Consider the following 17779-nt stretch of genomic DNA (forward strand, 5'->3'; position numbering starts at 1 on the left):
CTATGGCTATTCGTAAGTACAAGCCGACAACCCCGGGTCGCCGCAACAGCTCCGTTTCCGAGTTCGAGGACATCACTCGTTCCACCCCGGAGAAGTCCCTGCTGCGCCCGCTCCCGAAGAAGGGTGGCCGCAACACTCACGGCCACATCACTACCCGCCACCGTGGCGGCGGCCACAAGCGCCAGTACCGCGTTATTGACTTCCGCCGCTCCGACAAGGACGGCATCCCGGCAAAGGTCGCTCACATCGAGTACGACCCGAACCGCACCGCCAACATCGCTCTGTTGCACTACGCAGACGGCGAGAAGCGCTACATCATCGCACCGAAGGGCCTGACCCAGGGCACCACGGTAGAAGCTGGCGCCAACGCCGACATCAAGGTGGGCAACAACCTGCCGCTGCGCAACATCCCGACCGGTACGACCATCCACGCCGTGGAGCTCAAGCCGGGCGCCGGCGCCAAGCTGGCCCGTTCCGCAGGCACATCCATCCAGCTGCTGGGTAAGGAAGGCACCTACGCCGTTTTGCGTATGCCGTCTTCCGAAATCCGCCGCGTGGACATCCGCTGCCGCGCGACCGTCGGCGAGGTTGGCAACGCTGACCAGATCAACATCCGCTGGGGTAAGGCCGGCCGTATGCGCTGGAAGGGCTGGAGGCCCACTGTCCGCGGTGTTGTCATGAACCCGGTCGACCACCCGCACGGTGGTGGTGAGGGTAAGACCTCCGGTGGCCGCCACCCGGTTTCCCCGTGGGGCCAGCAGGAAGGCCGTACCCGCAACCCGAACCGTTATTCCAACAACATGATCGTGCGCCGTCGTCGCCCGAACAAGAAGCGCTAAGAGGAGGTAACTTCACATGCCACGCAGCCTAAAGAAAGGCCCGTTCGTTGACGAGCACCTCCTCAACAAGGTGGATGCTCAGAACGAGGCCGGAACCAAGCAGGTCATCAAGACCTGGTCCCGCCGCTCGACCATTCTCCCCGACTTCATCGGGCACACCTTCGCCGTCCACGACGGCCGCAAGCACGTGCCGGTGTTCATCGACGAGTCCATGGTCGGCCACAAGCTCGGTGAATTCGCACCGACGAAGACCTTCAAGGGTCACGTCAAGGAAGAGAAGGGGCGTCGATAAGCAATGAGTGACACCATCACCTCCGCACGCGCTACCGCCAAGTACGTTCGCACTTCGCAGATGAAGGCGAACCGGGTCCTCGACCTCGTCCGCGGCAAGTCCGTGTCCGAGGCCCTGGCAATCCTGAAGTACGCGCCGCAGTCCGTGTCCACCCAGGTGGCCAAGGTCGTCGCGTCTGCAGCTGCCAACGCTGAGAACAACTTCGGTCTTGACCCGCGCACGCTGGTCATTTCCGAGGCATACGCCAACGAAGGCCCGACCATGCGCCGCTACCAGCCGCGCGCCCAGGGCCGCGCATTCCAGATCCGCAAGCGCACCTGCCACATCACCGTGGTAGTTGAGAGCCAGAAGGAGGCTTAAACTCACATGGGTCAGAAAATTCACCCGCACGGCCTCCGGCTGGGCATCACCGCTGACTGGAAGTCCCACTGGTACGCCGACAACAACTACGCAGACTATGTCGCTGAAGACATCAAGATACGCGAGTTCTTGAACAAGAACTTGCAGCGCGCAGGCATCGCTGACATTGTCATCGAGCGCACCCGCGACCGCGTCCGCGTCGACATTCACACCGCCCGCCCGGGCATCGTGATCGGCCGCCGCGGTGCAGAGGCTGACCGCATCCGCCGCGAGCTGGAAAAGCTCACCGGCAAGATGGTCGCCCTGAACATCCTCGAGGTCAAGAACGTCGACGCCAACGCCGCTCTGGTCGCCCAGTCCGTGGCAGAGCAGCTGGTCAACCGTGTTGCATTCCGCCGCGCCATGCGTAAGGCCATCCAGTCCGCGATGCGCCAGCCGCAGGTCAAGGGCATCAAGATTCAGTGCTCCGGCCGTCTCGGCGGCGCTGAGATGTCCCGCGTCGAGCGCTACCACGAGGGCCGCGTCCCGCTGCACACCCTGCGCGCCGAGATCGACTACGGTCTCGCTGAGGCAGAGACCACCTTCGGCATCATCGGTGTCAAGGTTTGGATCTACAAGGGTGACGTCGTCGGCGGTGTCCGCGAGTCCGAACTCAACGCACCGAAGAACGAGCGCGGTGGCCGTGGCGACCGCGACCGTCGTCCGCGCCGTGGCGGCCAGCGCCGCCAGCGCGCTGAGCAGAAGAAGGAGGGTTAAGTTCATGCTTATCCCGAAGCGCGTCAAGTACCGTCGCCAGCACCGCCCGAACCGTTCGGGCGTGTCCAAGGGCGGCAACACCATCAACTTCGGCGACTACGGCCTGCAGGCTCTCGAGCCGGCGTACATCACCAACCGCCAGATCGAGTCCGCACGTATCGCCATCAACCGCCACGTCAAGCGCGGCGGTAAGGTTTGGATCAACATCTTCCCGGACCGCCCCCTGACCCAGAAGCCGCTCGGTGTGCGTATGGGTTCCGGTAAGGGCCCGGTGGAGAAGTGGGTGGCCAACGTCAAGCCTGGCCGCATCCTGTTCGAAATGTCTTACCCGAACGAGCAGGTCGCCCAGGAGGCTCTGCGCCGCGCCGGCGCGAAGCTGCCCTGCAAGACCCGCGTTATCTCGAAGGAGGACCTGTACTAATGGCTACTGGTACCCCCGCACACGAGTTCCGCGAGCTCACCGAGGCTGAGCTTAAGGACCGCCTGTCCGCTGCTAAGGAAGAGCTGTTCAACCTGCGCTTCCAGAACGCTACCGGTCAGCTGACCAACAACCGCCGGATCTCGACGGTCAAGCGCGACATCGCCCGCATCTACACGGTGCTGCGCGAGCGCGAGCTGGGCCTGTCCACTGTCCCTGGTGAAGGAGCGTAAGTAAATGACTGAAGCAACTGGAACCGCCACCGGCAAGGGTCCGAAGCACACTGAGGCCCAGCCGAAGGAGAAGGGGCTGCAGAAGCGCCGCCGTGGCTACGTCGTGTCCGACAAGATGGACAAGACCATCGTCGTCGAAGTCGAGGACCGTAAGTCCCACGCCCTGTACGGCAAGATCGTCCGTACTACCAAGCGCGTGAAGGCTCACGACGAGAACAACGAGGCTGGCGTGGGCGATCTCGTCCACATCATCGAGACCCGTCCGCTGTCCAAGGACAAGCACTTCCGCCTCCTGGACATTGTGGAGAAGGCTCGCTAGTCCTCTCTCTTCGCGAAGAAACCCGCCGATTTCAATCGGCGGGTTTCTTGCTGTTTAGTGCATCGGCTACATCATTGAATGAGGTGCTCGAGTTCGCGCGCGTAGGGTGTGTCTGCGCCTGCTCGGGACACCGTGATCGATGCGGCGAAAGCGGCGAAATTGAGGAATTCCCGCCACTCGCTGTCGTTCAAATTCAGCAGGTCGTCGCGGCCCAAACCACGCCGGTCGAACTGGTGCACCAGCGCGGCCATCACGGTGTCACCGGCGCCAATGGTGTCTACAACGTGGACGTCGTGCTGTGCGACGGAGCACTGGCCAAACGGAGCGCGCACGCGAATGCCGTTCGAGGACGTGGTCACCACGACGGGGACGTTGGATGTATCACCGAGGAATCCAACCTCGTCCTCGGACAGCTTCAGCACCGTGACACACTCCAGCATGCCCCGCAGGAACGCGCGGTGTTTTTCTGTTGCAGTGGCAGGGCGGATATTCGGATCGAGGCAGACGACGGCACCGGCTTCTGCACTCGAACGAGCGGCAGCCACGTAGCGCGACGCGGCCGGCTCAAGTGCCAGCGAAAGGCTCCCGAACACCGCGAAGCCCTCTGACACAGGCACTGGTTCTGCCTGGCGGTCGGCAGTGCCCTCGGTGTAGAACTGGTAGCTTGCCGATCCATCGTCCCCGATGGATGCCACCGCCAATGTGGTGGGCTCGGGCCCGGTGGGGCAGTGGGGGAGGGCGACGTGGGCGTCGATAAGCGAGGCGCGCAGCTCGCGGCCGAAACTATCGCTGGACAACCGCGATTGGAACGAGACGGTGGATCCCATGCGGCCGAGCGCGCGTGCGACATTGAACGGGCCACCGCCGAGCGCTGGCCGCAGAGGCGCGAGTGGAAGCGTGCCGGCGGGCACCAGGTCCACCAGTGCCTCGCCGTAGACCGTGATCATTGGGTGCGCGTTGCCTGGTCGAAGAACTCCCGCTCGTAATAGCAGGCGTACATGAAGGCTTCGGTAGCCTTCGCGCGCTGCTCCTCGGACGCGTTCGACAGAGCCTTCTCCACGCTCTGCAGTGCCATGCGCACACCGTCTACGAAGTCATCGCCGCCGTACGTGGACAGCCATGCGTTGTAGGGGTGGGCATCGTGGTTGTTCTCTGCAAGGTGCATGCCCACTTCGGCGTAGAGCCAGAAGCACGGCAGCACCGCGGCGGCGCCGATGGCGTAGTCCGCCAGCGCCGCGGTAGACGTGAGCATGTTCACGTACCCCAGCGTCACCGGTGACGGGGGAGTGTCCGCTGCGACCTCGTGCGCGGAGATCCAGCTGCGGTGCAAATCGGATTCCGCCTCGATGGCGACAGTCGCGGACTGGGACCACCACACCTGGTCCTCGGCGTCGGGAGCTTTCACGCTTAACGACGCCAGCGCCCGCGAGTACTCCCGCAAGTAGTAGGCATCCTGAACCAAATAGAAGGAGAACTGCTCCCGCGGCAGCGTGCCGTCGCGCAGAGCGCGGATGAACGGAGAGTCCAGGGTTTCCGGCCACACCTTCGCTGCTGCTTTCTCCCAGAGGTCCCGGGTGAAGGGGCCGGCAGCCTCGATCTTGGGTTCGAGGATGGGGGAGGAGGTGGTGTTCGGGACGGTCCAATCGTCGCTAAGCTTCCAGGGCTGCGCGGAGCCTGCCGCTGCGAGACGGCGCGCGCGATGGGAGTGGTCGATGGGGCCGTGGCCGGTGCCAACGTTGAGGTCGTCCGCGTGCGCGATCGCCTCATGCAGCCAACTCGACGTCCACGCCAGTGCCGTGTCCGGGTCAATAGCCATGCGCGTGGCGAAGGCCGACGACAGGGAGCAGCCCGTGCCGTGCGTGTTCTTCGTGTCTACACGGGGGACTTCTGCGACCTCGGTGTCACCGCCGGGAGAAACCAGCGCGTTCGAGGCCATGCCTTCGCGCAGGTGGCCACCCTTGACCACCACTTTCACGCCGCTGGCGTCTGCGTAGGCGCGGCCCTGCTCCATGGCTTCCTCGAGCGCGTCCGCAGGCTGCGTGCCCGCCAGAACCGCCAGCTCCAGAATGTTGGGCGTGACCACGGTCGCGTGCTCCTTCACGAACTGCCGCAGCGCCTCCTCCGCATCCCCAGTCAGCAGGCGGTCACCGCTGGTGGCCACCATCACCGGGTCCACCACGACGATGGGCACCGGGTGCTCCGTGAGGTAGTCGGAGACCGTCTTCGTGGTCGTGGCGTCACCCAGCATGCCGATCTTCACCGCGTCGACCTGGACGTCGTCGAAGACCGCGTCGAGCTGTGCCTTGAGAAACTCCTGCGGCGGGGTGTGAATATCGCGCACACCGTGGGTGTTTTGCGCCACCAGCGAGGTGACCACGCACATGCCGTAGCCGCCCGCAGCGGCGATCGACTTCAGATCGGCCTGGATGCCCGCACCGCCCGTCGGGTCCGTTCCGGCAATGGACAGGATGTTAGGGATAGCGCTGGGCGTGCGTTGGGCCATCAGACAATTCCTCCGCGAATTCGAGTTCGATCAGGTTCAACGGGTGTAATCTCAGCCCGGCCTCATCGGGGGCTGGGCACCCCGTGTCTTATCCCTCGATCATACGTGAGGCTTGCGTCCGTCGGGGGTCTTCAAACAATTGAAGACCTGACTTCGACGTGTATCAAGGCCAGGTCTCGCGGCTGAAGAGCCGCGGCTTCGGACTGTTGCGGATTCCTGGGGGGCGGTTCGCCCCCTTTGGACGCTGGAATACTGCTCAGGCATATAAGCATTAACGCACGCTTTTGACCTGCGAGTTTAGATGAGCAGTATTCCGGAAAACCGCCAGTAGTATTCCGGGCTGGATGGTGCCCCCATTGGTACGGCTACCCTTCGCAACGGCCTCGGGGTCATTGCAGCACTCTGCTCTGATCAAGGTTCTGCATTCGAGTCCAAGCGCGGCCGCCGCTTCTACCTCACAGCGCTCGTCACCGTACCGACGAAACTGTCGTAATCGGCGCGTATGCGCTCCAGCGGCTCCACCACGGCTGTTTGAGAGATCTCCGCTATCTCTCTGCGCACCGCGTTCCGGGTGCGGCGCTTCACCCCGGAGCCGATCACCCCGCCGAAGACGGTGGTGACTAGACCGATGATCAGACCTGTCAGCAGTCCGGCCATGATCAGCAGGGTGGGGACGGGCCAGCTTTCGACGGTGGGGACGAGATCGTCGCCAAGCAGCGGCATCAGGGCGCCCGGCACGAATGCCACGAGCAGATACCAAACCACTCCAGCCAGCGCGGCGATGAGCGCCAGCCACTGAATCACCGTGAGCAGGAACCATCCGCGGGACGGTTCTGCGGGGAGGCGGGTGCGCGCCACGGCGCGGTCCAGTTCACCCGGCAGAGACTGGGAAATCTCCTCGGTGCGGTCCGCCACCGCCGCTGACCACGCGTGGGGCAGGCCGGCAGCGGCGGCTGCGGAATAGTCACGCAGACCTTTGTTCGCCACCGCTTTGCCGGATGCATCCAGCTCCGGCATCGAGGTGCGGTGCACGCCGACGTCATCGGACTCCTCCCGCAGGCCGAGCCGGCGCAGAGGATCGGGGCGGAACCTGGTGATCCAGCTGGTCAACAACCACCCGGTGCGCTCATGCAGCCGCTTGCGGTAGGCGGCGGCAGTGGTCGAGGCGATGCGCTCCGCCCCGGCCGCTTGAGACAAGGTCGCGTCAAGGGCACGCTTCGCGTGCTTTTCGACGCCACCCACCCCACTTGCCGGCGCATAGTCCTCCGTCACCGCCCGAATGTCAGCTTCGATGCGGGCGGCCTGAGCAGTGTGCGCGCGGGCAACCTTGGAAATGGAGCCCCGCAGCGCCTCAATGCCCTCACCGGTGCGGGTGGAGGTGGGGATGACGGAGATGCGGGAAAGGCCGTCGTCGAGAAGCAAATTCTCGAAGTTCCCGGCAACCGTGGGCACATCGTCCGCATGCAGCAGGTCAGCTTTGTTCAATACGGCGAGGGTGACCTCGGCGTGGCCGGCGTGGGGGCGGATGAACTGGTCGTGGATCACGCTGTCGGCGTACTTCTCGGGGTCGGTGACCCAAACCAGCACGTCGACTTGGCCGGCAAGGCGTTCCGCGATCGCACGGTTGGAGGCTTCCACCGAGTCGAAGTCAGGCAGGTCCAACAAGATGAGTGGGCCGGCGCCGGGAGCGAACTCACCTTCGCGGCTCCGGCGGTCTTCCACCCCAAGCCAGTCCAACAGCGCTTCGGACCCTTCCGGCTCCCAAATCGCCGCGAGAGGCGAGGATGTGGTTGGGCGGCGCGCGGCTGCCTTACCTAAGTCCTCGCCGACGACTGCATTGAACAGGGACGTCTTGCCGGAGCCGGTCGCGCCAAAGAATCCTACGACGGTGTGGTCAGCAGACAGGGCGCGGCGTTCCGCTCCCGCGCGCGCGACCGCTTGGAAGCGCTGGATCTCGTCGGCAGGCAAGTAGGGCGCGCCGATGGAGGCAGCTTCCTCCAACGCGGCGAGCCGGTCGCCGAGCGGAGTTGTGCGTTTGAAAAGCGCCACTATCCCTCGCCCTCCGTTCGGTGAGCTTCAGCGTCAGACGATTGCGTGCCAAACGAGCCGCGCAGCTGGTCGAATAAGCCGCGCAGGGTGCCGTGCTCGTAGCTTTCCCGCACATCCTCGGGGACATGGGCGGCGGGAACCTGCTCAGTGGGGGCCGGGGTGAGGATGCCGGGGAAACGCTCGTCGATCGACACACGCGCCTCAGCAGCGGCGGTACGGAGGGATTCGGCAGAGGTTCCCTCAAGCAGCGGGTCAGTGATGGCGTAGTAGCGCTCGCGTTCGCCTCGCAGCAGCACATCGAGACGCTGGTTGAGGTCTTCGCGCGCGTCGGCAGCCATGCGGCGCACTGTGTCCTCGCCGAACACCGTCTCCAGCAACTTCTGGCCTAGCACTGCGGAACCTCCCGCGATGCCGATCTCAGCGCCGGTCAGTCCGGCCGTGGTGGAGAACACCACCAGCATGAGTGCGACTGTGAGCACGTTGAGCCCCAGCGACATCACGCGGGCACGCTGGCGTTTCTCGCCCGCGGTGTCCTGAATGCGCGTCAGCATCGCCCCCTGCCATTCGCGGATGAGCTGCGCGGCCTTGACGTCGATGTCCTGGCTGGCGCGGGCCAAGGAGGGATCAGCTGCGTGACGACGCTCCGGTGCCACCACCCCCACATGCGCCCACGCCCGAGACGCCGCCGAGTCCGCCGCATCCACGATCACGGCGTGCAAACCCGACTCCAGCTCTGTCTCCACTTCCCGCAGGGGAGCGGGCTCGCCGCTGAAGAAGCTGCCCACCTTGTCTACCGCCTGGCTGAACCAGCGCTCGACACCGCGGAACACGTCCGAGGTGCCTACCACGTCCTGCCAGCGGTCCATGACCTCGGTGCGCAGCATCTTTCCGTCGGACGTGGCATCAATGATGTGGTGGTGCGCGGAGCGGTACAGCTCCAAGATCGACTCGTCGATGTGGTTCGCGAATTCTTCGCTGCGCTGGCGCGTAGCCACTAACTCATCCACGCGAGCAAGGGCGCCGTTGGCCGCACCTGCCACGGTCTTGCCGGCCACCTCGCGCCGGACAGCAGAATCGTCCGCCAATGAGGTCAGGTAGTCCCGGAGCGGCGCCACCATCTCAGTCGGGAGGAACTCCTCCTGCAAGTCCTTCACGTACGGCACTTCGAAGACGGTGGCGCGTTCCAGGCCGGCCTCATTCATCATGCGCCGCAGATCGGCCGGGACCGTGGCTGCGGCTGCTTCGTCGAGGCGGTTGAGCACGACCACGACTTCGATGCCGCGGCCGGCGGCGTCATGCAGAAAGTTCCAGACCAGCTGGTCGGCGTAGCGCGCGGGGGTGGTGACGAAGATCCACAGGTCCGCTGCGGCGAGCAGCTGGCTGGCAAGGGCGCGGTTGCGGTCATCGATGGAGTCGAAATCCGGGGCGTCGAGAAGCGAAAGACCCTCAGGAATGCTGGGTGTTTCCACCACTCGCAGCGTCGTGGACTGCTCGTTGCCCGCGCCGTGGGAGCGGGCAAGGCCGGGCAGGACCTGCGGCGAGTTGAACCATTCCGCGTCGCCCGGATTAGCCACCAGCACCGGCTGTCGGGTGGTGGGGCGGATGACCCCAGGGTTCGACACATGCTCCTGCAACAAGGCGTTGACCAACGTGGACTTGCCGGATCCGGTGGACCCGCCGATCACGGCCAACAGCGGCGCGTCGAGGTTGGCCAGGCGGGGGAGGATATAGTCGTCGAGCTGGTTGACCAACGCGCGGGCTTCCTCGGCGGCGTCGGCGGGCAACGTGGTCGCGGCCAACGAGTCGCGCAGCTGCTTGACCGCGCTTAACGGGTCGCTCGGCGGGGTGGTGGTTTGGGGGCTAGTCACCCAGCCCATTGTTGCAGAAAGTTAATCCTTGTACTCAGTCTTGGTCAGATTCAACCAGCCGTATACGCCGCCCATAATCAGGCCGCCGCCCACCATGTTGCCCAGCCACACCACGGACCAGTTGCGCAGAATATTGGCAATGGTGAACCCGTCGATCGTCTCGGGCCCGTAAACGAAGCCGCCGAGTTGGACCATCACGAAGTTCGCGATCGAGTGCTCGTAGCTCATGGCGGCGAACGCCGGAATGACCACGACAATGCCGAGCAACTTTGCGGAGAAATCTTGGCCCGCCTGCGCGGACATCATGAACGCGATGTTGACCACCATGTTCGCCAGAATCGCCTCGACGAACAAACCCCCTGTGGGCTTCGCGAGTTTGTTTTCCAGCACGGTGTGCAGCAGGCGGCTTTCGGGGTCGATGTTGCTCATGAACACCGTATGGGAGATCAGCCAACATATCACCACGGCGCCGACCAGGTTGAAGAGTGTGACGAAGAGGATTAGCGCCAACCCGCGTAGGAGGGACACGTGCTTGGTCACCGCCCCGTAGGTCATGAACATCATGTCGCCGGTGGCAAGCTCGCCTTGCAGGACGATGATGATGTACAGCGTCGTTGCGAAGATGGCCGCGAAGACGTAGCCGCCCCAGCCCGGGGCGTAGCTTTCCATGATCGTTCCGGTCGCCGCGGCGAAGGACGTCATGATTCCGAGGTAGACGCCAGCCATGATCGCGCGTACTGCGAACCGGGACGGTTCAGTGGAGAACAGGTCCAGTTTTCTGCCGATGATGCCTGGTGCTGTTTTGTGGAAATTCATACCCTCAACATTAGCGGTACTTTATGCGTTTGACCTGGTGTTTGATCAACGTCTTAGTGTGATCTCGGCCCCCTCTTTGCGGGACGTAGGCAGCGGCAGCCAAACCATGCTGGGATGATTTGGTCCAACACCTGTTGACGTGCTTTAATACATCAGTTGCCTGGAGCTGGTCGGCCACGACGCGCGTTTCCGAGCGGAATGGCCGAGACCCTTCGGCCTCGTTGTAGTGGACGAGGTCCGTCGATAAGCGAAGGCGCAAAAAGCAATTGACCACGTGCGTTCAGGACGGAAATCTGGCGCACATTGATCCAGGTCAGGAGACCAAAAGTGATTCAGCAGGAATCGCGTCTGAAGGTCGCCGACAACACTGGTGCACGTGAGATTCTGTGCGTCCGTGTCCTCGGCGGTTCTGTTCGACGCTTCGCCGGTATCGGCGACACGATTGTCGCCACCGTGAAGGAAGCCGCCCCCGGCGGCAACGTGAAAGAGGGCGAGATTGTCCGCGCCGTCGTCGTGCGCGCCAAGAAGGAGACCCGTCGCCCGGACGGCTCCTACATCTCGTTCGACGAGAACGCAGCTGTTCTGATCAAGAACGACACCGAGCCGCGCGGTACCCGCATCTTCGGCCCGGTTGCTCGTGAGCTGCGCGACAAGAAGTTCATGAAGATCGTTTCTCTCGCACCGGAGGTGATCTAGTTGAAGATCAAGAAGGGCGATATGGTCCAGGTCATCGCCGGTAAGGACAAGGGCGCTCAAGGCCGCGTCATTGAGGCGTACCCGAAGCGTGAGCGTGTCCTGGTCGAGGGCGTGAACCGTGTGAAGAAGCACGTTGCTAACTCGTACAACGAGCGCGGCGCTGAGTCCGGCGGCATTGTCACCCAGGAGGCTCCGATCCACGTGTCCAACGTGATGATCCTTGACTCCGAGGGCACCCCGACCCGCGTTGGCTACCGCTTCGACGAGGACGGCAAGAAGGTCCGCGTGGCCAAGTCGAACGGGGAGGACATCTAATGACTGAGATTCAGAACTACACTCCGCGCCTGAAGACGCGTTACCAGGACGACATCCGCGGCAAGCTCGCTGACGAGTTCGGTTACGACAACGTCATGCAGATCCCGGGCATCACCAAGATCGTCGTGAACATGGGTGTGGGCGACGCTGCCCGCGACTCGAAGATGATCAACGGTGCACTGGAGGATCTCACCGCGATCACCGGCCAGAAGCCGCAGTTGCGTCGCGCGAAGAAGTCCATCGCTAACTTCAAGCTGCGTGAAGGCATGCCGATCGGCGCGAAGGTCACCTTGCGCGGCGACCGCATGTGGGAGTTCCTCGATCGTCTGCTGACGGTTGCTCTCCCGCGTATTCGTGACTTCCGCGGCCTGTCGGACACCCAGTTCGACGGCAACGGCAACTACACCTTCGGCCTCGCCGAGCAGACGATGTTCTACGAAATCGACGTGGACAAGGTCGACCGTCCGCGCGGTATGGACATCACCGTGGTGACCTCCGCGGTCAACGACGAGGAAGGCCGTGCGCTGCTGCGCCACTTCGGCTTCCCGTTCAAGGACAAGGACGGCAAGATGCAGCGCCCGTAAGCGCATAACGCATTCGCTTGCCGACGTCTCACCCTCGCACCGCCCGCTCTCCGGGCTGTGACGGGGGTGTTGTTTGTCGTTTATGGGGAAGTTATGGCCGGGCCTTGCCGTGGAACCAGAACGGGACCCACACCACGTCGGACGGGGCAAGGCTCCAGTCCTTCACGGCGAGTGCGCGTACGGATTTGGTGAGGTTCCCTTCGCCGGAGACCCACACGGAGCGCGGCGGTTGCCCTGCGTCGAAGTGTTCGCGCAGGACGGCCAGAGTGGCTTCGGTCTCGGCGGTTTTCGGTGCTTCTATGACGGTGAGGGAGGCGAGCTTTTCGTGCCACTGCTCAGCCAGGCCGTCCTCGATTTCCTCTGGGGACGTGACGACGGCGACGGCGTGGGTCTGTGTGAGGGCCTGGGGTGCGTTGGCCTCCTGGTAGGCCAGGATATGGCGCAAGGCGGGCAGCGCTGAGGCATCGGCGACGAGTAGCTGCGAGGATGCCGGAGGCTTCCACAGGGCGGGGCACGTGAACATGCCGGCGGTGTCGCCTGGGCGTGCCTGGCGGATCCACCGGGAACCGGGGCCGGAATCGCCGTGGGTGACCACGTCGACGTCGATAAGCTTGCGTGCCCTGTCGAGGCTGCGAATGGTGTACCAGCGGAGGGCGGGGCGTGTCTCCTCGGGGATTGCTGCCACCGCCGCGCGGATGTTGACGCCGCTGAAGCTGAAGGGGCGGAAGGGGTGGCCCGGCTTCGGCATGACTAAGCCGAAATACTCGTCGGGGCCGCTCAAGGGGTAGTCCGCGAAAGCCTCCCCGGTGAAGGTGAGGCGGTGCAGACGTGGCTTGAGCTGCTCGTTGGCGACGAGGGTGACGGGGTGGAGGAGGTGTGTTGGCATGTGTCGTAGAGTTTTCTAAGTAAGGTGAGGCTTGCTTTATTCTGCCTGTGGGGTCTACGGTACGACAGTCGACACAATTTGAACACATTTTTGTGCCCTAAATGGGCCTAGATGCTCCAAGGACCCCACTATGAACTTTCTGAAAAAGCGTGCCGCCAGCACCGTCGCCCTCGTGGCAACCGCCGCCGTCGCACTGACGGGCTGCTCGCGTGGCGAGGGTGAGCCCGAGCCAGCGGCGAACTCCGCCGAGATGCGCGTGGCTAGCCTCGGCCTCGGCGACGCTGACACGCTGCTCGCCCTCGGCATCACTCCTGTCGCCGTTGCCCCGTGGGGAGCGGAGGGAGACATTGGCCCTTCCGGAGTCGGTCCGTGGTCTGAGCACTTGCTTGGCGATGCCGACCCCGTGGCCATCTATAACACCGCTAGTGGCTTTACCGCCGATATTCTCGAGCAGGTCTCTGCCGCGGACCCCACCCACATTGTCGCCGTGAACCAGGCGGTCGATGTCGAAGCCCAGGAATCACTGGAAAACATCGCGCCGACGACGCTTGCTCCTGAAGAGTTCGACGACTGGCAGGTCCCCTGGGAAGATCAGGTCACTGCGATTGCCGAAGGCGTCGGAAAGGGATCTGAGGGCCAGGAGCTGATCAAGCAGACGCAGCAGGTCTTCGATGATTTCCGCCGGGACCACCCTGAGGTGCAGGGCGCGCGTGCCGCCATCGTCATGCCGTACGACGGCAAGATCGGCCTCTACACGGCCGAGGACGGGCGAGGGCAGTTCATCGAGGACTTAGGCTTTGATATCCCGGATGAGCTGCAGGGCGACGGCTCGACTTTCTTCGTCGATTATGCGCCGGAGAACTACACCGAGCTCAATAACGTGGACTACCTGTTTGTCCTCGACTACAACGGCCTGGTCGACCAGATCAAAGATGACCCGACGTTCAAGAATCTCGATGTGGTGCGCGATGGGCGCGTGCACTACCTCGACACCGATACCGGCAGCGCTATGAGCATGCCCAACCCGGTGACCATCCCTTGGGTCGCGGAGAGGTTCGAGGAACAGCTCTGAGAGCCCGATGAGCACAGCTAATATCCTGGTCCGCACCGCGGCAACGCGACGAGCGCTCATCACACTTGTTGCCGTTTCTGCCATGGCGGTGGTGGCCTCACTCGCTCTTGGATCACGCGCGATCCCGCTTGGTGAGCTCGCCGGCGCGGCAGCAGGGCAAGGCAGCATCGACGTGCGCACCATCTTCTGGCAGCTACGCGTTCCGCGCACCCTGCTCGCCTATGCCGTCGGGGCGTGCTTGGCCGTTGCCGGCGTTTTGGCTCAGGCGTGGACACGCAATCCGCTAGCGGACCCCGGGTTCATCGGAGTCACCGCGGGCGCAGCGTTCGCGGTGGCCCTCGGTAGCGCCATGGGCACGGTGGCGGGCCTTGCCGGAGCCACCGTGCACGCTTTCGTTGGTGCGGCTGCCGCTTCTGCTCTGGTGCTCGTCGTGTCACGCCGCTCTGCCAGCCCGCTCACTCTGATTTTGGTGGGTATGGGAGTCGGCGCCTCCTTGAGCGCGGGTTCAGTCCTCATCGGACTGTTCGACACTGAGGTGCTCGACAGCATGCGGCACTGGGTGGTCGGCTCGACCATCGGCCGCGGCTATGCCGACGCTGCTGTTGCGTGGACCGGGCTCGCTGTCGGGATGCTGGTCGCTGTGTTAGCCGCACGTCCCCTGGACCTTTTGGCCATGGGGGAGGAGACATCCCTCGCGCTGGGCGGCTCGCCCCGGCTGGCGCGGGTTTTCGCGGCACTCGGCGTGGTGATTCTCGCCGGTTGCGCCACCGCGACCGCCGGACCCGTCGCCTTCGTCGGCTTTGCGGCGCCGCACATCATGCGTCGCGTCGTCGGTCCTCAGGTTAGCCGTCTCCTGCTGTCATCGGCCCTGTTCGGCGGAGCGTTGGTGCTGCTCGCAGATGTCGTTGGGCGCCTGATCATGCGTCCCGGCGAAGTCGAGATGTCGATTGTCATGGCCGTGATTGGCGGGCCTGTGCTCATCGCGGCGGTGCGCCAGGGCTCGACGATGCAGAAGGCGGTGGCGTAGATGGACCGGATCGTAGAGATCCTGGGTGCGCAGCGGCGGGAGCGCAGGAGAAGGACGGCCGTCGCCGGAGCTATGTTCGCCACCGTGGCTGGAGCCGCCTACCTGGTCCTTCTCGGGCAGGGGGCGTTGGAGCTGAGCCCAGCGCGTGTGGTGGACGTGCTTACCGGAGGTGGCACCAACCGCGAGATCATGGCGGTGTGGGACCTGCGGATGCCCGTCGCCCTGGCGACACTCATCGTCGGGGCAGCGCTCGGAATGGCGGGGGCGTGGACGCAGTCGATGTCACGCAACATGCTGGCCTCCCCGGATATTTTGGGGGTGACCTCCGGTGCGGCGGCTTTCGTGGTGCTGGGTAGCATCACCTACCGCCCCTCCTTTGCGGACGAGATCCCCGTCTTCTGGTGGCGTGCGCTGCTCGCACTGGTGGGCGCGGCTGCCGTCGTCGCGGTGCTGGCGCTGATCGGGGGAATCGGCACAAGTGACAGGATCGTCATCGTTGGTGTCGCGCTGTCTCTCATGCTGCATGCGGCGGTGAGCTACCTGCTGCTTCGCGCCGAGATCCTGCGCGCCGCCGAGGCACAGACCTGGCTGGCTGGGTCCACTGAGTTTGTCCGCATGGATGCCATCCTCCCGCTGCTGCTGGGACTTGCGCCCTTCGTCGCGCTCGGGGTGTGGTGCGGACGCGACCTGCCTGTTTTGGCGCATGACGACGACTCGGCCGCGATGCTCGGAGTGAGCATTACTGCGCAGCGCAGGGCGTTGCTCATCGCGGCCACGGGTGTATCGGCGGTGGTGGTAGCAGCTGCCGGGCCGATCGGCTTCGTCGCGCTTATCGCTCCGCACTTCGGTCGGCTCGTCGCCGGCACCCCGACTCCCCCGCCGGTGGTGGCGGGGACTGCGGGGGCGGCGATCTTGGGGGTGTGCGCTGTGATCGGCGGTTTCATCCCGTCGACCGCGCCGGTGGGAGCTGTTTCCGCCGCTCTAGGAGGGGTCGTTCTGGTGGTGCTGGTGTGGAGCCGAGACCGCTAGCGCGAGGCGCAACAATCCAGAAGGAAAGCAAGGAAATGAACAGCAAGACACAGACCGCGGACGCACTTGTGGCTCAGGGCATCAGGGTGGGTTACGGGGACGGAGCGGAGGTGCTCCACGGCATCGACTTAACGGCGCGCGCAGGGGAGGTGACCACGCTTATTGGGCCGAATGGCTGCGGAAAGTCGACACTGCTCAAGGCGATGTCCAAACTCCTCGTGCCCAGTGCGGGAATGGTGCACGTCGACGGTGTCGATATCCACTCCCTGTCGGCGCGCGAGGCCGCTCGCCGAGTGGCTCTCCTGCCGCAGCACCCGAGCGCGCCGGGCGGGTTGTATGTCGGGGAGCTCGTCGCCCGCGGGCGACATCCGCACCAAGCTCGCATGGCTGGTCCGTCCGCCGCTGACCATGAGGCTATCGCCCGCGCCTGCGAGGCCACGGGGATCAGCGACCTCCTTGAACGCGATATCGACGCTTTGAGCGGCGGACAGCGTCAGCGAGTGTGGCTGGCCATGACCTTGGCGCAGGACACACCCGTGCTGCTGCTCGACGAGCCAACTACCTTCCTCGATCCCGCCCACGCCATTGACATGCTCTCCCTCGCACGGGAGCAGGCGCGCGGCGGCAAGGCCGTGGTAATGGTCCTGCACGACCTCATGCTGGCCGGCATGTTTTCCGACAGGATGATGGTCATGCGCGACGGCGCCATCGTGGCGCATGGCACGCCGGAGCAGGCTTTGACAGCGGAAGTTCTGGCACAGGCTTACGGGCTTCGGGCCGAGGTGTGGGACGACCCAGCCGGTGTTGCCCCCGTCATCGTCCCGCGCGGGACCGTGCGTTAGGTGCTTCCCATACCGGCGAGTGTGGAGGAGAACCCCTAGGCCTCGTTGTTGTTGAACGGGTCGTGGACGCGACCTGCCAGCTCGGCTACGGAGTCGAGGATCGTGGTGGGGCGGTAGAGAAAGCGGGTAATTTCGGTGTCGTCGGAAATGCCGGTGCGCACGAGGATGGTGCGCATGCCGGCTTCGAGGCCGGCTTTGACATCGGTACAAAGACGACATCCGCGGCAAGCTCGCTGACGAGTTCGGTTACGACAACGTCATGCAGATCCCGGGGCATCACCAAAATCGTCGTGAACATGGGTGTGGGCGACGCTGCCCGCGACTCGAAGATGATCAACGGTGCGCTCGAGGATCTCACCGCGATCACCGGCCAGAAGCCGCAGCTGCGTCGCGCGAAGAAGTCCATCGCTAACTTCAAGCTGCGCGAAGGCATGCCGATCGGTGCGAAGGTCACCTTGCGCGGCGACCGCATGTGGGAGTTCCTCGACCGCCTGCTGACGGTCGCTTTGCCGCGTATCCGCAACTTTCGCGGCCTGTCCGAGCAGACCATGTTCTACGAAATCGACGTGGACAAGGTCGACCGCCCCCGCGGTATGGACATCACCGTGGTGACCTCCGCAGTCAACGACGAGGAAGGCCGCGCACTCCTGCGCCACTTCGGCTTCCCGTTCAAGGACAAAGACGGCAAGATGCAGCGCCCGTAAGCGCATAACGCATTCGCTTGTCGACGCCCCGTGGCCCGGGTTTCACACCGTGGTCACGGGGATTTTGTCATGCGGGCAGCTGTTCCCCGTGCCGTGGCCGGCATCTCGAATTAGGGTGGGGGCTGGTTCTGCCAGATCTGCCAGTTCTGCCGTCTGCCCGAGGAGCGCTCG

General features: G+C 64.3%; 20 protein-coding genes, 2 pseudogenes and 1 riboswitch. Of the genes and pseudogenes, 15 read left to right on the plus strand and 7 right to left on the minus strand.

Annotated features, from left to right (window positions below; translation table 11 throughout):
• Positions 1-2: 2 nt before the first annotated feature.
• From rplB to rpsQ, 7 genes are read left to right on the plus strand one after another with little or no spacing between them, the layout of a single operon-like run.
• A complete protein-coding gene (gene rplB / locus KBX19_RS05520; protein WP_005286747.1) occupies positions 3-839 on the plus strand; it encodes a 50S ribosomal protein L2 in 837 nt (278 codons plus the stop codon).
• A 16-nt stretch (positions 840-855) separates the two neighbouring features.
• The gene (gene rpsS, locus KBX19_RS05525; RefSeq protein WP_005286746.1) at positions 856-1131 is read left to right on the plus strand and encodes a 30S ribosomal protein S19; all 276 of its coding nucleotides are present in this window, start codon (positions 856-858) and stop codon (positions 1129-1131) included.
• Positions 1132-1134: 3 nt separating this feature from the next.
• Positions 1135-1491, plus strand: coding sequence for a 50S ribosomal protein L22 (gene rplV, locus KBX19_RS05530; protein WP_005286744.1), 357 nt, complete (start codon positions 1135-1137; stop codon positions 1489-1491).
• Positions 1492-1497: 6 nt separating this feature from the next.
• Entirely contained in the window at positions 1498-2247 is a 750-nt protein-coding gene (gene rpsC, locus KBX19_RS05535) for a 30S ribosomal protein S3 (RefSeq protein WP_005286742.1), read from the plus strand.
• Between the two features lie 4 nt (positions 2248-2251).
• Positions 2252-2668, plus strand: coding sequence for a 50S ribosomal protein L16 (gene rplP, locus KBX19_RS05540; RefSeq protein WP_005286739.1), 417 nt, complete (start codon positions 2252-2254; stop codon positions 2666-2668).
• Positions 2668-2898: a 50S ribosomal protein L29 gene (gene rpmC, locus KBX19_RS05545; protein ID WP_005286736.1), complete on the plus strand. Its 231-nt coding sequence runs from the start codon at positions 2668-2670 to the stop codon at positions 2896-2898. Before rplP ends, rpmC begins: the two co-directional genes overlap by 1 nt.
• Positions 2899-2902: 4 nt before the next feature.
• The gene (gene rpsQ, locus KBX19_RS05550; RefSeq protein ID WP_005286733.1) at positions 2903-3217 is read left to right on the plus strand and encodes a 30S ribosomal protein S17; all 315 of its coding nucleotides are present in this window, start codon (positions 2903-2905) and stop codon (positions 3215-3217) included.
• Between the two features lie 71 nt (positions 3218-3288).
• Here rpsQ and KBX19_RS05555 read toward each other — a convergent pair whose 3' ends face one another.
• The 5 genes from KBX19_RS05555 to KBX19_RS05575 form a co-directional block, all read right to left on the minus strand.
• Complete coding sequence (locus KBX19_RS05555) at positions 3289-4164, minus strand: carbohydrate kinase (RefSeq protein ID WP_255997828.1); 876 nt, start codon at positions 4162-4164, stop codon at positions 3289-3291.
• Positions 4161-5720 carry a bifunctional hydroxymethylpyrimidine kinase/phosphomethylpyrimidine kinase gene (locus KBX19_RS05560; protein WP_255997830.1) on the minus strand — a complete coding sequence of 520 codons (1560 nt, stop codon included), beginning with the start codon at positions 5718-5720 and terminating at the stop codon, positions 4161-4163. Before KBX19_RS05560 ends, KBX19_RS05555 begins: the two co-directional genes overlap by 4 nt.
• A riboswitch (TPP riboswitch) is annotated at positions 5710-5814 on the minus strand. It overlaps the preceding gene by 11 nt.
• A gap of 356 nt (positions 5815-6170) precedes the next feature.
• Positions 6171-7769 (minus strand): GTPase, encoded by a 1599-nt coding sequence (locus tag KBX19_RS05565; protein WP_255997831.1) that lies wholly within the window; start codon positions 7767-7769, stop codon positions 6171-6173.
• Positions 7769-9637: a GTPase domain-containing protein gene (locus KBX19_RS05570; RefSeq protein WP_255997832.1), complete on the minus strand. Its 1869-nt coding sequence runs from the start codon at positions 9635-9637 to the stop codon at positions 7769-7771. The genes KBX19_RS05565 and KBX19_RS05570 overlap by 1 nt, the downstream gene beginning before the upstream one ends.
• 21 nt (positions 9638-9658) lie before the next feature.
• Positions 9659-10453 (minus strand): formate/nitrite transporter family protein, encoded by a 795-nt coding sequence (locus tag KBX19_RS05575; protein WP_255997833.1) that lies wholly within the window; start codon positions 10451-10453, stop codon positions 9659-9661.
• A 327-nt stretch (positions 10454-10780) separates the two neighbouring features.
• Here KBX19_RS05575 and rplN point away from each other — a divergent pair, with 327 nt between their 5' ends.
• Genes rplN through rplE (KBX19_RS05590) form a run of 3 tightly spaced genes read left to right on the plus strand, consistent with a single transcriptional unit; the run spans position 10781 to position 12048 of the window.
• Positions 10781-11149, plus strand: coding sequence for a 50S ribosomal protein L14 (gene rplN, locus KBX19_RS05580; RefSeq protein ID WP_040423424.1), 369 nt, complete (start codon positions 10781-10783; stop codon positions 11147-11149).
• The gene (gene rplX / locus KBX19_RS05585; protein WP_005286714.1) at positions 11150-11464 is read left to right on the plus strand and encodes a 50S ribosomal protein L24; all 315 of its coding nucleotides are present in this window, start codon (positions 11150-11152) and stop codon (positions 11462-11464) included.
• Positions 11464-12048 carry a 50S ribosomal protein L5 gene (gene rplE / locus KBX19_RS05590; protein ID WP_255997835.1) on the plus strand — a complete coding sequence of 195 codons (585 nt, stop codon included), beginning with the start codon at positions 11464-11466 and terminating at the stop codon, positions 12046-12048. Before rplX ends, rplE (KBX19_RS05590) begins: the two co-directional genes overlap by 1 nt.
• 91 nt (positions 12049-12139) lie before the next feature.
• Here the strand turns inward: rplE (KBX19_RS05590) and KBX19_RS05595 are convergent, their stop codons facing one another.
• A complete protein-coding gene (locus KBX19_RS05595; protein WP_005286711.1) occupies positions 12140-12934 on the minus strand; it encodes a siderophore-interacting protein in 795 nt (264 codons plus the stop codon).
• A gap of 130 nt (positions 12935-13064) precedes the next feature.
• On the opposite strand from KBX19_RS05595, the gene KBX19_RS05600 reads away from it, so the two are divergent.
• From KBX19_RS05600 to KBX19_RS05615, 4 genes are read left to right on the plus strand one after another with little or no spacing between them, the layout of a single operon-like run.
• Positions 13065-14006 carry an ABC transporter substrate-binding protein gene (locus tag KBX19_RS05600; RefSeq protein ID WP_255997837.1) on the plus strand — a complete coding sequence of 314 codons (942 nt, stop codon included), beginning with the start codon at positions 13065-13067 and terminating at the stop codon, positions 14004-14006.
• A 7-nt stretch (positions 14007-14013) separates the two neighbouring features.
• Positions 14014-15033, plus strand: coding sequence for an iron ABC transporter permease (locus tag KBX19_RS05605; protein WP_005286706.1), 1020 nt, complete (start codon positions 14014-14016; stop codon positions 15031-15033).
• Positions 15034-16062 carry an iron chelate uptake ABC transporter family permease subunit gene (locus KBX19_RS05610; protein ID WP_255997838.1) on the plus strand — a complete coding sequence of 343 codons (1029 nt, stop codon included), beginning with the start codon at positions 15034-15036 and terminating at the stop codon, positions 16060-16062.
• Positions 16063-16097: 35 nt separating this feature from the next.
• Entirely contained in the window at positions 16098-16904 is an 807-nt protein-coding gene (locus KBX19_RS05615; RefSeq protein ID WP_255997839.1) for an ABC transporter ATP-binding protein, read from the plus strand.
• A gap of 35 nt (positions 16905-16939) precedes the next feature.
• On the opposite strand, the pseudogene KBX19_RS05620 reads toward KBX19_RS05615, so the two are convergent.
• Positions 16940-17125, minus strand: a pseudogene (locus KBX19_RS05620) (HAD hydrolase-like protein); the annotation flags it as partial.
• On the opposite strand from KBX19_RS05620, the pseudogene rplE (KBX19_RS05625) reads away from it, so the two are divergent.
• Positions 17122-17608 (plus strand): annotated as a pseudogene (rplE, locus tag KBX19_RS05625) (50S ribosomal protein L5). The pseudogenes KBX19_RS05620 and rplE (KBX19_RS05625) overlap by 4 nt on opposite strands.
• Positions 17609-17779 lie beyond the last annotated feature (171 nt).

Origin of the sequence: Corynebacterium sp. CCUG 71335 (assembly GCF_024454075.1) — a bacterium.
Taxonomy (GTDB): Bacteria; Actinomycetota; Actinomycetes; order Mycobacteriales; family Mycobacteriaceae; genus Corynebacterium; species Corynebacterium genitalium.

What these genes read in the sequence shown, in the direction of transcription:
- rplB (WP_005286747.1), top strand. Translation starts at nt 3, where the DNA reads ATGGCTATTCGTAAGTACAAGCCGACAACCCCGGGTCGCCGCAACAGC.
- rpsS (WP_005286746.1), top strand. Translation starts at nt 856, where the DNA reads ATGCCACGCAGCCTAAAGAAAGGCCCGTTCGTTGACGAGCACCTCCTC.
- rplV (WP_005286744.1), top strand. Translation starts at nt 1,135, where the DNA reads ATGAGTGACACCATCACCTCCGCACGCGCTACCGCCAAGTACGTTCGC.
- rpsC (WP_005286742.1), top strand. Translation starts at nt 1,498, where the DNA reads ATGGGTCAGAAAATTCACCCGCACGGCCTCCGGCTGGGCATCACCGCT.
- rplP (WP_005286739.1), top strand. Translation starts at nt 2,252, where the DNA reads ATGCTTATCCCGAAGCGCGTCAAGTACCGTCGCCAGCACCGCCCGAAC.
- rpmC (WP_005286736.1), top strand. Translation starts at nt 2,668, where the DNA reads ATGGCTACTGGTACCCCCGCACACGAGTTCCGCGAGCTCACCGAGGCT.
- rpsQ (WP_005286733.1), top strand. Translation starts at nt 2,903, where the DNA reads ATGACTGAAGCAACTGGAACCGCCACCGGCAAGGGTCCGAAGCACACT.
- KBX19_RS05555 (WP_255997828.1), bottom strand. Translation starts at nt 4,164, where the DNA reads ATGATCACGGTCTACGGCGAGGCACTGGTGGACCTGGTGCCCGCCGGC.
- KBX19_RS05560 (WP_255997830.1), bottom strand. Translation starts at nt 5,720, where the DNA reads ATGGCCCAACGCACGCCCAGCGCTATCCCTAACATCCTGTCCATTGCC.
- KBX19_RS05575 (WP_255997833.1), bottom strand. Translation starts at nt 10,453, where the DNA reads ATGAATTTCCACAAAACAGCACCAGGCATCATCGGCAGAAAACTGGAC.
- rplE (WP_255997835.1), top strand. Translation starts at nt 11,464, where the DNA reads ATGACTGAGATTCAGAACTACACTCCGCGCCTGAAGACGCGTTACCAG.
- KBX19_RS05595 (WP_005286711.1), bottom strand. Translation starts at nt 12,934, where the DNA reads ATGCCAACACACCTCCTCCACCCCGTCACCCTCGTCGCCAACGAGCAG.
- KBX19_RS05600 (WP_255997837.1), top strand. Translation starts at nt 13,065, where the DNA reads ATGAACTTTCTGAAAAAGCGTGCCGCCAGCACCGTCGCCCTCGTGGCA.
- KBX19_RS05605 (WP_005286706.1), top strand. Translation starts at nt 14,014, where the DNA reads ATGAGCACAGCTAATATCCTGGTCCGCACCGCGGCAACGCGACGAGCG.
- KBX19_RS05610 (WP_255997838.1), top strand. Translation starts at nt 15,034, where the DNA reads ATGGACCGGATCGTAGAGATCCTGGGTGCGCAGCGGCGGGAGCGCAGG.
- KBX19_RS05615 (WP_255997839.1), top strand. Translation starts at nt 16,098, where the DNA reads ATGAACAGCAAGACACAGACCGCGGACGCACTTGTGGCTCAGGGCATC.